This window comes from Halovivax gelatinilyticus (genome assembly GCF_024300625.1).
Classification (GTDB): Archaea; Halobacteriota; Halobacteria; order Halobacteriales; family Natrialbaceae; genus Halovivax; species Halovivax gelatinilyticus.
Genome location: NZ_CP101322.1, coordinates 3,213,584 through 3,227,765, shown reverse-complemented (window position 1 = coordinate 3,227,765; position 14,182 = coordinate 3,213,584). Strand labels below are relative to the sequence as shown.

The 14,182-nt window shown below is 61.7% G+C and carries 11 protein-coding genes; 7 read left to right on the top strand and 4 right to left on the bottom strand.

The window, feature by feature from the left end; all coding sequences use genetic code 11:
* Positions 1-15: 15 nt before the first annotated feature.
* The 3 genes from NKH31_RS15325 (at position 16) to NKH31_RS15315 (ending at position 4,901) form a co-directional block, all read left to right on the top strand.
* Positions 16-1,806: a DUF6541 family protein gene (locus NKH31_RS15325; protein ID WP_254862662.1), complete on the top strand. Its 1,791-nt coding sequence runs from the start codon at positions 16-18 to the stop codon at positions 1,804-1,806.
* 295 nt (positions 1,807-2,101) lie between these two features.
* Positions 2,102-3,037: a hypothetical protein gene (locus tag NKH31_RS15320; RefSeq protein WP_254862661.1), complete on the top strand. Its 936-nt coding sequence runs from the start codon at positions 2,102-2,104 to the stop codon at positions 3,035-3,037.
* Positions 3,038-3,359: 322 nt separating this feature from the next.
* Positions 3,360-4,901, top strand: a complete 1,542-nt coding sequence (locus tag NKH31_RS15315) for a hypothetical protein (RefSeq protein ID WP_254862660.1) — start codon at positions 3,360-3,362, stop codon at positions 4,899-4,901.
* 168 nt (positions 4,902-5,069) lie between these two features.
* Here NKH31_RS15315 and NKH31_RS15310 read toward each other — a convergent pair whose 3' ends face one another.
* Positions 5,070-5,666 carry a DUF7344 domain-containing protein gene (locus NKH31_RS15310; RefSeq protein ID WP_254862659.1) on the bottom strand — a complete coding sequence of 199 codons (597 nt, stop codon included), beginning with the start codon at positions 5,664-5,666 and terminating at the stop codon, positions 5,070-5,072.
* A gap of 812 nt (positions 5,667-6,478) precedes the next feature.
* Between NKH31_RS15310 and NKH31_RS15305 the strand changes: the two genes are divergently transcribed.
* Positions 6,479-7,435: a transcription initiation factor IIB gene (locus tag NKH31_RS15305; RefSeq protein ID WP_254862658.1), complete on the top strand. Its 957-nt coding sequence runs from the start codon at positions 6,479-6,481 to the stop codon at positions 7,433-7,435.
* Between the two features lie 70 nt (positions 7,436-7,505).
* On the opposite strand, the gene NKH31_RS15300 is transcribed toward NKH31_RS15305, so the two are convergent.
* Complete coding sequence (locus NKH31_RS15300; protein WP_254862657.1) at positions 7,506-7,682, bottom strand: hypothetical protein; 177 nt, start codon at positions 7,680-7,682, stop codon at positions 7,506-7,508.
* A 115-nt stretch (positions 7,683-7,797) separates the two neighbouring features.
* Here NKH31_RS15300 and NKH31_RS15295 point away from each other — a divergent pair, with 115 nt between their 5' ends.
* The gene (locus NKH31_RS15295; RefSeq protein ID WP_254862656.1) at positions 7,798-9,702 is read left to right on the top strand and encodes a DEAD/DEAH box helicase; all 1,905 of its coding nucleotides are present in this window, start codon (positions 7,798-7,800) and stop codon (positions 9,700-9,702) included.
* Between the two features lie 53 nt (positions 9,703-9,755).
* Here NKH31_RS15295 and NKH31_RS15290 read toward each other — a convergent pair whose 3' ends face one another.
* Positions 9,756-10,724 (bottom strand): DegT/DnrJ/EryC1/StrS family aminotransferase, encoded by a 969-nt coding sequence (locus NKH31_RS15290; RefSeq protein WP_254862655.1) that lies wholly within the window; start codon positions 10,722-10,724, stop codon positions 9,756-9,758.
* Positions 10,725-11,185: 461 nt separating this feature from the next.
* Between NKH31_RS15290 and NKH31_RS15285 the strand changes: the two genes are divergently transcribed.
* Positions 11,186-12,808 (top strand): alkaline phosphatase family protein, encoded by a 1,623-nt coding sequence (locus NKH31_RS15285; RefSeq protein ID WP_254862654.1) that lies wholly within the window; start codon positions 11,186-11,188, stop codon positions 12,806-12,808.
* Positions 12,809-12,812: 4 nt separating this feature from the next.
* Positions 12,813-13,820, top strand: coding sequence for a lipid II:glycine glycyltransferase FemX (locus NKH31_RS15280; RefSeq protein WP_254862653.1), 1,008 nt, complete (start codon positions 12,813-12,815; stop codon positions 13,818-13,820).
* A gap of 14 nt (positions 13,821-13,834) precedes the next feature.
* Here NKH31_RS15280 and NKH31_RS15275 read toward each other — a convergent pair whose 3' ends face one another.
* Entirely contained in the window at positions 13,835-14,041 is a 207-nt protein-coding gene (locus NKH31_RS15275; protein ID WP_254862652.1) for a DUF7563 family protein, read from the bottom strand.
* Positions 14,042-14,182 lie beyond the last annotated feature (141 nt).

Here is a 14,182-nt window from a genome sequence, read left to right as displayed (position 1 = left end):
AGGGTGCCTGAGAGGATGGGACGAATACCGAACCTGTTGCTCGCCGCCGGCTACCTCGCCGTCGCTGCGGCAGTCGTCGTCGCGAGGCGATCGCCGGCTACCGGGTACGAACCGTCCATATACACGGCGACGCCGACAGGAACCTGGATCGCCCTCGGAATTGGGCTATCCATCGCGCTCGCGGTGTCTGTCGTCTGCCGGGACGTACACCAGGCAGCCGGTATCGTGCTCGGTGGGTTCGCCGTGACGACAGTCGTGAGCCTTCCGATCGTCAGAGGGTACTACTTCCACGGAAAGGGGGACGCACTAACCCACCTCGGATGGGTCCGAGATTTCGTCGGTGGGACGATGGCGCCCCACGAGTTGTTCTATCCGGGGTTACACAGCGTCGCGTCGATGTTCGTCCTCGTCGCCGGCGTCGAGCCACAGCACGCGTTGATGGCTGCGGTCGTCGTGTTCTTCGTTCCGTTCGTCGTGTTCGTTCCGCTGGTGGTTCGACTGATCACGGACAATCCGGTGGCGGTCGGCTTCGGCGCGATCATCGCCTGGCTCGTCCTTCCCGTAAACAATATCGCGACACACATGGGCGCCCACAGCAACAGCAACGCGCTCTTTTTCGTCCCCGTCTTCGCGTTCGCGGTTCTCGCCTACCTGACCCGACGATCGTCGGATGAGCGGCTTCCGTTCGGCCTTTCCCCGTACGGCGCGCTCATCGTCCTCTCGGGACTCGGGTTGTTGTTGATCCACCCCCAGCAGATGGTGAACGCGGTGATACTCTTGGGGGCGATTAGCGCCGTCCAGCTCGTCGCTCGCCGTCGGTACGACGAACATCCCGTGTTAGAGCATCCAACGATTCACGTCTACTCGGTTGTCATGGCGGTGACGTTCGCGGCGTGGGCGTTCGCGAACGAACGCTTCAGGAACGCACTCGGTGGATTGATCTACGGACTGTTGACGGCCGATATCGGAACGGGAGAAGAGGTCGGTCAGCGAGGGGCGTCGCTTACGGAGATCGGTGGGAGCCTCCCGGAACTCTTCGCGAAGCTCTTTCTGGTGAGCGCCGTACTCGCGCTGGTCGTCGGCAGTTACATCCTCGTCGTCTGGGCCGGTCGGAGCCGGGCGTCGCCGGGGTCGCGAGCGCTCGTATCGTACCTCGCCGTCGCACTCATTCCGCTCGGCGGGCTGTTCGTCGTCTACTTCATGGGGACGCCGACGATGGCGTTCAGGCAGATCGGATTTATATTCGTCGTGGTGACGATCCTCGCGGGCGTCGCCCTGGGCGCGTTCGTCGGCTGGTTCGACCGCTTCGCCCCGACGGTCGCCGTCTCGGGGATCATCGCCGTGGCGCTCGCCGTCTGTCTCGTCGTGGCGATGCTCACCGTCTTCGGCTCTCCGTTCATCTACAATCCGACTCAGCACGTCTCAGAACAGACCTATCACGGCTACGAGACGGCGATCACCGGCGGGACCGACCACCCGTACGCCGGCTACGGCTACACGACCTATCGGTACAACGACGCGATATACGGCGTCGAAACGATGACGGACGAACAGGCGGCGATCATGTGGCCGGGCGAGGGCGTAATCGAGATGGACGCGTTCAACGACGGTGACTACGGCGACGCCTATCCGGGTGACGGACCGTACTTCCTGATCGGTAGCGAGTTCGATACGGTGCGAGAACACGAGATCTACCACGAACTAAATTACCAATCGGTGTCGCTGGAGTCGCTCGAAGACGAGGTGGGATCGGCGCGCTACGTCTCGAATCCGGAAGTTTTCGTCTACGAGATCCGCGATCACTGAGAGCGGCTTCTCACGACTCCATTCGTCCAGCCGCCTCGCGATACACCGCAACGCATTCGGAGAGCCGACCGATTTCCCGACACTACCGCCATAGACACCCGTAACATCGATTTACGGACCGGTAACGAACGATGTCGACCGAGCCCCGGTCACAGAGGAGCCTCGGAGAGATCGAATTCGGCCATCTCTTTACCTCCTCAAATCTTCGAAGATAGTCAATAGAGGCCGACACTCACCTGATCCGACTATAATTACAGGAGAAGATTTATGTATATAACCTCGAATTACGAAATGCATGCCGTCCTCCCCCCGCACCGACGACGATTCGACTGTTGCGACAGAGACCGGTAAATCGTCGATTACTCGACGAAGAGCGCTTCAGACGATCGCGGCCGGAGCCGTCGCCACGTTCGGGACGCTCCAGCCCGCAACCGCCGACGAGTCCGACGAGTACGAGCGGATTACCGTCGACGCCGGCGAGCACCGAACGATTACCGTCGACGACGGAGAGGCGTTCGAGAACGTCCTGATCGACGTCACCGCCGACGGCTCTCACGTGACGATCGCCGCCCAGGGAACCGACTGGACGATCCGCAACGTGGGGATCGAAGGTCGCGTCAGCGGCAAGAACGCGGTGTTCGGCGTCGCCGACACCGGCGGTAACACCTCGACGATCGAGAACGTCTATCTCGGCGACGGCGCTATCGACGGCCACCGAATCGGACTGGGAATCTGGGTCGCGCCCGAACACAGCGGTCACATCGATGTCGAGCGCGTCAACATCCAGGAGATGGGCGATAACTCGTTTTACTGCTCCGCACCAGGGGGCGCCGGCGGTGGCACCGTCGACATCCGAAACTGTTACTCGGCAAACTCCTGGGTTTCACACTTCAGACTCGCAGACGGCGTCGTCGAGAACTGTACCGCCGTCAACGACGAACGCCACCAGGACGGCCGCGGCGTATGGGCCTGGGCGCCGGGAACGGTGGAAGTGGTCGACTGCGATCTGCTCATGAACGGCCGCCACTACGCGATCGAAGCCGGTGCGAACGGCAACGGAACGGCCGTTGAAGTCTCGAAGACGGCATTTACGACCGATTTCCACGGCGGAACCAACGAGGTTGACGGAAGTTCGATCGATATCGTCGACGAACCCGACCGGGAACCGGCCGACGAGCTGCCGGAGGGCTGTCCGGACTCGGCGACCGAAGCCGCCGAAGGAACTGACTGACGAAACGACGCTCGGACTGATTCGCTCGTTTTACCGGGATAGTCGAGAGCGAACGACGAGAGACGTCCGTCACTCACCATTCCTCTCTCGTCTACTGGCTCACCCGCCGAAGAGGCCGTCCTCACTCGTCCGTACCCGCCGCTCGTTGATCGGTCGGTACGCTGGAGAGACGACGGGACAGCTAGAGGAACCGGACGTTATTGAAATCAGAATAGTTTTTGCCCAGTTAATTCCTGATTAGGACAATTTTTTAGATATTCACGGCCATATGTACGTTTTTTCTGGGAAGGCTTATATAGGTATGGCCAGATTACCCGATCGCATGGCACGCGAACGTTCGGAACTGGGCGATCAACCGCGGGTATCGGCGACGGAACACACTGGAGCGTCAACACGTAATAGAAGGTTACTCGGCCGTCGTCGGTTCGTTGGACTCGCTGGTGCAGCGACGGCCGCGGCCGCCGGCCTCGTCGGGGCGGGATCCGCCAGTACCGACGAGTCGTACGAGACGATCACCGTCGGCACAGGCGAGCACCGGGTCATCCGTGTTGGCGCCGGTGAAACATTAGAGAACGTCGTCATCGACGTGACCGGCTCGGGAGCCTCGGCGACGATCGACGCGCACGCAACGAACACGACGATCAGAAACGTGGGATTCCGGGGTCGCATGGACAACCCGCCGACGGCGATCATGGGCGTCTCGGATACGGGCGGCGGAACGTCTGTCGTCGAGAACGTCTATCTCGGCGACGGGGCGAGCAATGGCCACCGACACGGCGTCGGACTCTGGGTGTCGCCACAGCACTCCGGCCACCTGGTGATCGATGGCGTTAACATCCAGGAGATGGGCGACAACTCGTTTTACTGCTCCGCACCGGGCGGGCGCGGAACGGTCGAACTGCGAAATTGTTACTCGGCGAACTCCTGGGTTTCTCACTACAGACTCGCCCGCGGTAGGGTCGAAAATTGCGTCGCCCTCAACGACGAGCGACATCAGGACGGGCGGGGGATCTGGGCGTGGTCACCGGGGACGGTCGAGGTCGTCGACTGCGACCTCGAGATGAACGGTCGTCACTACGCGATCGTCGCCGGTGCGAACGGGGATTCTGGCCGCGTGTCGGTTAAAGACAGTCGGTTCGACACGGGTTTCCACGGCGGATTGCGTCGCGCCCACGGATCGACGATCGACCTGGCGAGCGGGAATTCGAACGATCCTGATGGCTCTCGGATCCCAGACGGCTGTCCGGTGTCGGCTGAAGGTGCGGCCGCCGGAATCGATTCGACCGCCTCGGCCGACACCGAACACGCGCCGTCACTCGAACACACGCTGGAACTCGCCGGACAGTTCCGATACCGGATCGAAGTGGACGGCGAAATTCGACCGAGCGCGGAGGCTGTACAATGGCTCGACGAGGACGAGGCCTACGGCGACGGCTGGGCTGAGTGGTGGCTCTCCGGTAGCGACGACGCAGAGACGACCTGGGAGTACGACGGCGAGATCACCGCGTTCTCCGTCGAACCGTACGACGAAGAGACCGCGGTCGAGTCGGTCCGCATCGACGGTACGTGTGTCGATCCAACGACACTCCCCGGCTACAACAGCCACACGCTGGAACTCGCCGGACAGTTCCGATACCGGATCGACGTCGACGGCGAAATCCGACCGAGCGAGGAGGCCGCGCAGTGGCTCGACGAGGGCGAGGCCTACGGCGACGGCTGGGCGGAGTGGTGGCTCTCCGGTAGCGACGACGCCCGGACGACCTGGAACGTCGATGGTACCGTGGCCGACGTGCAAGTCACCGACTACGACGGGGCGGCCGACGTTCGATACGTCCGCCTCGACGGCGAACCGTTCGAGTACTGACTCCACATCGGCGGATTCGGCCTAAAAACGGCTCCCACGCCGGTAACAGAAGCTGGCACGCGAACTGTTTCCGGTACTGGACGATCGTCGTCGGGAGCCGGTGGCGTCTACGGTATCGGCGTGTAAAAATCTCTCGCCAGTGTGACGAACATGGAGACTGTCGTTCGGTCACTCGATACGGGATAACTTTCCGTCGACAGCCTGCTGAAATCGGCGATTGACCAGCACGTGGACGGCGGTGAGAACGGCGAACGAGAGGATCACGAGCGTCGCGAGCGCACTCATCGAAACCGATTCGATACCCGGGACCCCGATATATCCTGCCGCCAACAGGGCGATGCCGGCGAGACTGAGGAGTCCGTACCATCGGTCCCAGCGGTCGCGCTGGTGTGTATCGGTTTCGAGATACATTACGAGCAGATCGGCGTTGTCCGCCAGTTCGATCAATCCGCGATCCTGGTCGTAGTCAATGATCCCGGCATCGTCCATCTTCGGCAAGTGAGTCTGATAGAGTGCGACGTACACTCGCTTTCGTTGATCCGAGTTCAACGCCGCGACGGTCGTATCGTTTTCCCACGCGGCGATCTGTTCGGCGAGTTCACCGAGCGTCACCGTCCCGTCCGTATCGAGTAAATACTGTAAGACCTCGCGTCGACGTCGGTTCTTGAGCAGCTCGAAGATGACGTCCTTGGAGAGGCCGTCGGATCGCTCTTTGTCCGTGACGGACGTGATTTCTTCGGGGAGCGAGGTATCCACAGACGACATTACGTTCGGCCCTCGTATGGACGGGTTTCGATATCGACGTCGCCGCACGATGAGACTCGCTTACGTACCCGTGCGTACCGCGACGCCGTCCTGAGTTCCCGGCGGCTGTCGATCGCATTCACGTTTGACACACCAACTGGTAGCCCAACGGTGAATCTCTTAAACACCCTCACGTTTTGCATCACCTGCAAAGTCCGTTGACGACGGTTTCGAGCGGAATGCGGGTGTTTCGGGGTGCATTCTCTAACCGTACAGCGGCGTACGGACCGCTTACCAATTTTGTGAGAGGGACGTCGGATCGATCGGCGTAGCCCGTTCGATTCGCTCGTTCGCCGGCTCGCACGGCCGTCAGTGTAACGGCGCTCCGTTCCGGGCGTTCGAAAGCGACCAGGCTGGCGGCCGTCTCGACTCGAATAGCGGTCCGATAGCCGAGACGAGCCGCTATCGCTGTTCGATTCGGTTAGCGTCCCCATACTCACCCCCGACAGTTCCATTTGCGAAAGAGTCACTCTCGACTGTGAAAAACCTGACTGTCAGTTGAGAGTCGAAAGCACCCATTACGTCTCCTGTCGTCGGCCGGTGGGTCGATCGAAAGCGATCTTCGACGGACCTCAGGTGAGCCGGGATGTCGGCTGACAGTCACCAGACCGTTTTCGGTCGGCCCGATCAGCGCTCTGAGACGAAGACTCGATCGGTTTCACACGTCACTCCGATTTTCGTTCCCCACGTCACGGCGCTCATGGGTAAGTGTGTGTTTCTGGTGAAACCATGACTACCCCTTACAGTCAGAGCCTGGGTCTGCCAACACACTGATGACACGGTCCGTCACCAACACTGTCACGGAGGAAGAGGAGACCTCGAGGAGCGAAGGTCGGTGCCCGGATTGTGAGACCGATACCGTCGTCCACGATCCGGATCGTCGCGAGTTAGTCTGCGATGAGTGTGGACTCGTCCTCAGCGATGAACCGATCGACTACGGCCCGGAGTGGCGAGCGTTCGACGCGCGCGAACACGAACAACTCTCACGGGTCGGCGCGCCGCTCACTCAATCGATGCACGACCGCGGTCTCACGACCACCATCGACTGGCGTAATCGCGACGCGAACGGTCACTCGATGGACGCCGCGAAACACGGCCAAATTCACCGGTTGCGGGTCTGGCAAGAACGGATCCGGACGAAAAACGCCGGTGAACGAAACCTCAAGTACGCGCTCTCGGAGATCGACCGGATGGTAAGCGCACTGGGCGTCCCGACCCCGGTCAAAGAGACCGCGAGCGTCATTTACCGGCAGGCGCTCGATCGCGACCTCATCCGCGGCCGATCAATCGAAGGAGTCGCGACGAGCGCGCTCTACATCGCCTGTCGAAAGGACGGAATTCCCCGTAGCCTCGAGGAGGTGACGGCGGTCTCTCGTGTCGAACAGCGCGAGATCGGCCGGACCTACCGCTACATCGCAGACGAGCTCAACATCAATCTAGAGCCGACCAATCCCCGACAGTTCGTTCCGCGATTTTGCTCGGATCTCGACGTCAGCAGCGAGGTAGAATCGACCGCGTTCGAGATAATCGACGAAACGACCGATCTCGGCCTGCACTCCGGGAAGTCGCCCACCGGCTTCGCGGCGGCGGCGATTTACGCCGCCGGACTGCTCTGTGAGGAGACGATTCCACAGCGGGCAGTCGCGGAGACGGCACAGACGACGGTCGTGACCGTCAGAAACCGCTACCGGGAGCAGTTAGACGCCATCGATCGATCGCCAACGGCCTAAACGCCAATCCTCACGTGGGTTCGGTGGTACACGGACCGTCTTATCCGGTCGTTCGATCGACACGTACCGATTACATTATCGAGCGTTCGTCGGATTCGTAGACCGATTCGTCGATCAATGCGTTGAGCGTCGCGTAGGGGACGAACGCGAGAAACTCGTCACTATCGTCGAAGAGGTCGATCCCTTTCTCGCCGTGTTCGTAGCGCTCGCAGACGATCTGTCCCTCGGGAAGGATTGCCCGATACATGCTATCGGCTACGCGCTGGATCGAAAAAGGCGTTCGTACTATCTGGACGACACGACAGGCGGCCAATCACCCTCGAGGCGTAATCGGTTTAGCGACGACGCCAGTACTCATCGACGTGACGGACGACCCGCCAGACGAAGCGACGGGGACGAGCGATACGCAGCGGTCCGCTAGGGACGACGAGGGGACGACTCACGACGAATCCGCTGACGAACGTTTCGATGGGGCGTTTTCGCTGGCCGATTTTCACGATGCGTGCCAGCACGTCGGTCGCCCGGTCCTCACGGCAGGAACCGTCTCACGGTCACACGATTTGACCCACCAACGAGCGCACGACGTTCTCGAAGCGCTCGCCGAGGACGGTTCGGTGAGTAAACTCTCGGTGGGGACCGACCCGACCGTCTGGTACCCGACGGAACTCGAAGACCTGACCGATCGCGAACGCGCGATCGTCTTCCCGAAGCGACGCGAGATCGTCCTCGACCAGCCGGCGCAGTTTACCCGCGCACAGCTCGCGCAGTTCGCGCACCTCGCGGATACGAACGGCGACGGAGGGTATCGATACGTCGTCAGACCCGAAGATATCTGGCAAGCCCCTCACGATAGTATCGAATCGCTCCGTCGGACGGTTCGACAGGCGCTTGGAGCAACGCACGACGAACTCGAAGCGTGGATCGAGAGTCAGTTCGATCGGGCGACGCAGTTTCGTCTTCGCACCCATCCTGATGGGTACACCGTACTGGAAGCCCGAAGCCCGGAAGTGATGGGAAACGTCGCTCGTCAAACGCTCGACGAGACGCACGTCCACGCCCCCATCTCGGAGACCGAAGACTGGGTCCGCGAGGGCAGCGAAGCGACGATCAAGCGTCTGCTGTACGAAGCCGGCTATCCCGTCCAGGACGAGCGAACGCTAGCTGGCGGCGATCCGCTAGAATTGTCGCTAGACGCGACGCTGCGCGAATACCAGCAGACGTGGGTCGATCGATTCGAAGCCGAAGGATCGGGCGTCCTCGTCGGTCCGCCGGGGAGCGGAAAGACGATCGCCTCGCTCGGTGTGATGGAACGCCTCGGCGAAGAGACGCTCGTACTCGTCCCGAGTCGCGAACTCGCGCGCCAGTGGGCGGAGACGATAGAAAGGACGACGAGTCTGACTCCCGACCAGATTGGACAGTACCACGGCGGCCAGAAGGCCATTCGGCCGGTCACGATCGCCACGTACCAGATCGCCGGCATGGATCGCCACCGTCGGCTGTTCGACGACCGCGAGTGGGGACTCATTATCTTCGACGAAGTTCACCACGTCCCGAGCGACGTGTACCGTCGGAGCACGCACCTCCAGTCGAGACACCGACTCGGGCTCTCAGCCTCACCGATCAGGGAGGACGACAGACAGGCGGAGATATTCTCGCTCGTCGGTCCACCGATCGGGACCGACTGGAACGCCCTGTTCGACGCCGGGTTCGTCGCCGAGCCGGAACTCGAAATCCGCTACGTCCCCTGGTCTGACGACGAAGAAGCCAACGCCTACGGCTCCGCCGACGGTCGCGAGCGGTACCGGATCGCCGCGGAAAACCCGGCCAAGATAGACGAGATTCGGTACTTGTTGTCAGCCCATCCGGAGGGGAACGCCCTGATTTTCGTCGAATACATCGATCAGGGTGACGCGATTTCCGACGCGCTCTCGGTTCCGTTTCTTTCCGGACAGACGCCCCATCACCGCCGAGAGCAACTTCTCAGTTCGTTTCGCGACGGCGAAGCGCCGACGCTCGTGATCTCGCGCGTCGGAGACGAAGGGATCGACCTCCCGACGGCCGACCTCGCGATCGTGGCTTCGGGACTGGGCGGCTCGCGCAGACAGGGGACCCAGCGCGCCGGACGAACGATGCGCCCGGCCGGCGGATCGCTCGTCTACGTCCTCGCGACGCGAGGAACGCGGGAAGAGGAATTTGCCCGACGACAGTTACAGCACCTCGGACGGAAAGGGATCTCGGTTCGAGAGGAGACCGTCGAGCGTGACTGACGATAGAGGCAGGGAGCGTCGGATCGTGACAACGATGGCCCGCGGCTTGATCGTCAGGGACATTCTACCGATCGGTCGACGAATCCATCGGCGATCGTTTCGATCCGCGCCGGGTCGACGTGCTGGTGAACCGGGACGGTGAGTACGTGTTCGGCGAGCCGGGTCGCGACCGCGTAATCGGGATTGGCCGCGACGGCCGGATGGAGACGCGGCCAGCGGTGGACGCCGTCGACCCCGAGTCGGCGCAACCGGTTCGAAACGGCGTCGGGATCGGGTGCGTACACCGGCATCGTCTGCGGACAGATGCCCGGTGGAAGGTGAGAAAACAGCGGTCGGCAGCGATCGGATTCGTCGAACATAGCGAGCCAGGTCCGAAAATTTTCGCGACGCCGGCGAACGATCTCCGTTGGATCGGTTTCCTCACACAGTATCGCCGACAGACGAGAAAAGCGACGCTTTCCGGCGTCGTATCGGCGACCGGGATCAGGCGCCGCAGAACCGTACACGTTCTGGACGACCGAGTCGACCGAGTGACGAACGAGTGAACTTGCGTGACGAACCGACGAGAGATACGACTTGCCGATATAGCGGAGATCGTTGCCGTCGAGACGGGGCTGTCGACCGGCCAGTGCGGACGGCTCGAACGACTCACGGAGCGACGGCGACGGAACGTACAACAGCGCACCGTTCGGAATCGGGAGCGTCTTCCAGAGGCAGGTGATACCGACGTCGCCCATCGTGCCCAGCAGCGATCCGTCGGAGACGCTCCACGCCGAGTGTGCGTTGTCGTCTACGTGATACCAGCCGCGTTCATCGCACAGCTTCGATAGCTCGTCAAGGTTCGGCTGGGGGAATCCGAAGTAGTTGACGGAAACGACAGCGAGCGTATCGCTATCGGCCCGATCGACGAGATCGTTCAGATCCGGGGCCAACCGCTCGGTAATCGCGTAGTATCGCGGTTCGACGTCGAGCTCGACGAGCGGTTCCGACACGGCATCGGGAACGTAGGCGGGCAAGAGCACGTTGGGTGTCGAAGACGAATACCGGATATCTGTTGATTCCTCGGTCGCTCGCAACGTTCTGACGCCATCACGGAGCGCAACTTTCCCCGACCCGTAATACCAGAACGACTCCGTATATTTCGTGAGAAACGATTCGATTCCAGAGTGTGTCGATGTCCCGTCCTCTCGACTTCCATTCACCTCGGAGACTAACGTGAGCGACGGTCCAGCGGGTATCATCGTTCGTGACCCCACCGCGCAACCGGACATCGCCTGGAGCGCATACCTACGAAGGCGACAGTGAGCCCCATAGTGTTGTGTTCGGTACGTCGCAGTGAGGACCGCATTACTGCGCGCTGTCCGGATTGTACGAACCGATTAGCGACGATGGTGTGGCGATACATCCCGAACGCGTCGTCGAAGCGCTCGCTTACAGGGTGAAGAAGTGCTATAACAAAGCCTCGGAACGGAAAGTGCCACCCATGGACCGACCGGCAACGGACGAAGGCCCGGAACTCCTCCTCGTCGGACTCGACGCCGGCTGTTTCTCGGTGATCGACCCGCTCGTTGAGGCCGGTTCCGTTCCGACGCTCGACCGACTTCTCTCGGCAGGCGTCAGCGCGTCGCTCGAATCACAGATTCCGCCGTGGACGGCGAGCGCGTGGCCGTCACTGTTCACCGGCATGAATCCCGGAAAACACGGCGTCTTCGACTTCCTCGCGTTCGAGGGCTACGACTGGGACGTGGTCAACGCGACGCACGTTCGCGCCCGTCCCGTGTGGGAACTGCTGTCCGATCACGGCTACACGAGCGTCGTCGTGAACGTCCCCGTTACCCACCCGGCGCGGGAGTTCGACGGCGCGTTGATACCGGGGCTTACCGCCCCCGAAGATCCGACCACGCATCCCGAATCGATACTCGAAGAGATCGAACGCGAGATCGGGTCGTATCGCATCTATCCGCAAAGTGGACCCGAACCAGATCGGTCGATCGAGGGATATAGACGAACCGTCGAGTGTCGAGGCGCAGCGTTTCGATACCTCCTCGAGGAATTCGACCCCGATTTCGCGTTCGTTCAGTTCCAGGTCACCGACTCCGTATTCCACGAACGACCCGGCGACGAAGACGCCGTACGCGCCGTCTACGAGGCCGTGGATCGAGAGGTCGAACGGACGCTGGACGAATTCGCTCCTGGCGCCGTGATGCTCGTCAGCGATCACGGGATCGGCCCCGTCACCGACGTCGAGTTCCGCGTGAACGACTACCTCCGTGACACCGGATACCTCCGGGCGAAACGAGGCGGTGACGGGATGCCTACCTGGTCGCGGGCGTTCGAAAACGATCTTCTGTCGGGAGAGGACGCGGGCGAACACCAGCCGGGGCCACTCGAACGGGCCGTCTCGATCGCCGCGCGCTTTGGAATCACGACCCAGCGGGTGGCCAATGCCTTAGATTACGTTGGACTGGCGGAACCGATCGGTCGGCGGCTCCCGAGCGACGCGATTCGTGCCGGAAGCGAGCAGGTCGACTTTCCGGCCTCGAAGGCCTACGTTCGATCGAAGAGCGAACTCGGGATACGGTTGAACGTCGAGAGAAGAGAACCGAACGGTACGGTACCACCCGATCGGTACGAGTCCGTCCGATCACGTCTCGTCGACGAGCTCGAATCGCTCACCACGCCCGCTGGCGATCCCGTCTTCGAATCGGTCGGCCCGCGCGAGCAGTTCTTCTCCGGACCGCACGTCGAATCCGGGCCGGACGTCGTGACGGTTCCGCGAGCGTTCGACACCGCGATCGTCGCGAGACTTACGGGCGACCTGTTCGGTGAGCCGATCGAACCCTGGAATCACAAGCGAGATGGGCTGATCGCCGCCGTCGGTGATGGATTCGACGAAGCTCCCATGGACGACGCCCACCTGTTCGACGTCGCACCGACGATCTGTGCGTTCTTCGACGTGCCCGTCGACGAGGAAATGGACGGAGCGCCGCTTCCGGTCGTCGATCGCGGAACGACGCGAGCCTATCCCGCGTACGATCCCGGTCCGACCACGACCACGGACGACCGACTCGTCGAAGATCGTCTCTCGGATCTCGGGTATCTCTGAGCCAATGAGCATCGATATACGTCGGTTCGATCTGGCGACCGAGGGGGCGGAGTGGAACCGATACGTCGAGCGATTCGACTCGACGAATCCGCTCTTTCGAGCCGAAGCGTTGACGCGACAATCACGTGAGACGGGAACGAAAATCGTTGCGCTGGCCGGGTTCAAAGGCCAGGAAGCCGTCGGAATCTTTCCGATTTTCGTCCTCGAAAAGGGCCCGTTTAGCGCGGCGTTTTCGCCGGCACCGCGGTCGTGGTCGTGCTACCTCGGACCGGCGATGAGCGGGCTTTCGTCGCTCAAACAGCGCAAGGCCGACCGACGGGTCCAGCGATTTCTCGATGGGAGTCTCGAGTGGCTCGACGAGAAGTACGGGCCGATCTACTGTAAGTTTACGACCGCCGGCTGTGACGACGTCCGGCCGTTCGTCTGGAACGAGTACGACGTGACGCCGGGGTATACGTACATCGTCGACCTCGACGCCACGCCGGACGAGCTCATCGATCGATTCAGCGGCGACGCCCGCCGGAACGTTCGTTCGACCCCGGAGCACGTCGCCATCGCGGAGGGTGGGACAGACGACGTCGAAGCGATCGTCCGACAGGTGGCCGCGAGGTACGAGAGCCAGGGCCGGCCGTTTCAGCTCTCACCCGAGTACGTACGCTCGCTGTACGAGGCGCTTCCCGACGGCGCGCTTCGACCGTACGTCTGTACGATAGACGGGGAATTTCACGGCGGGATCCTCGTGCTCGAATCAGACACCACGTTGCTACGCTGGCAGGGAGGCGTCAAAATCGATCGCGACGTCGACGTCGCGGTCAACGACCTCCTCGACTGGCACGTGATGTGTGAGGGAATCGAACGCGGGGCTGAACGCTACGATCTCGTCGGGGCGGGAGTTCCGAGCATCAATCGGTACAAAGCGAAATTCAATCCGCGACTGGCGACCCACTACACGGTCACGAGCGGCGCGTTCGGTCTCGATCGCCTGGTCGATCGCTACCAGAAGTTCGTCTGAACGCACCCGACGAGCTACCGATGGGCTTTGGGGATGAAGTCGGACGTCTTCATCTCCCGGTAGGTCGAACATTCCGGGCAGGCGTGTACGACGTCCCGGTTGTCTCCGAAGACGCGCGCGAACTGGCGGGTCACGCGGTTATTGCAGTTGACACAGCGTGGCGCGGAAGTCTGTGACGTCTGTTCGAGCGGGGTCCACTTGGTATCCTGGTTCGCCGGCATCGATCACGGATTTCGATGAAACCCTATTTATTATAGACCGCATACCAGCGTTCGTGACAGTCGCTGACACCTGACGGTCCGACGTCGATGAGACGGACGGTCACCCAGACACGACGGTCACGTCGGGCGATAATTCAACAT

What these genes read in the sequence shown, in the direction of transcription:
- NKH31_RS15325 (WP_254862662.1), top strand. Translation starts at nt 16, where the DNA reads ATGGGACGAATACCGAACCTGTTGCTCGCCGCCGGCTACCTCGCCGTC.
- NKH31_RS15320 (WP_254862661.1), top strand. Translation starts at nt 2,102, where the DNA reads ATGCCGTCCTCCCCCCGCACCGACGACGATTCGACTGTTGCGACAGAG.
- NKH31_RS15315 (WP_254862660.1), top strand. Translation starts at nt 3,360, where the DNA reads ATGGCACGCGAACGTTCGGAACTGGGCGATCAACCGCGGGTATCGGCG.
- NKH31_RS15310 (WP_254862659.1), bottom strand. Translation starts at nt 5,666, where the DNA reads ATGTCGTCTGTGGATACCTCGCTCCCCGAAGAAATCACGTCCGTCACG.
- NKH31_RS15305 (WP_254862658.1), top strand. Translation starts at nt 6,479, where the DNA reads ATGACACGGTCCGTCACCAACACTGTCACGGAGGAAGAGGAGACCTCG.
- NKH31_RS15300 (WP_254862657.1), bottom strand. Translation starts at nt 7,682, where the DNA reads ATGTATCGGGCAATCCTTCCCGAGGGACAGATCGTCTGCGAGCGCTAC.
- NKH31_RS15285 (WP_254862654.1), top strand. Translation starts at nt 11,186, where the DNA reads ATGGACCGACCGGCAACGGACGAAGGCCCGGAACTCCTCCTCGTCGGA.
- NKH31_RS15280 (WP_254862653.1), top strand. Translation starts at nt 12,813, where the DNA reads ATGAGCATCGATATACGTCGGTTCGATCTGGCGACCGAGGGGGCGGAG.
- NKH31_RS15275 (WP_254862652.1), bottom strand. Translation starts at nt 14,041, where the DNA reads ATGCCGGCGAACCAGGATACCAAGTGGACCCCGCTCGAACAGACGTCA.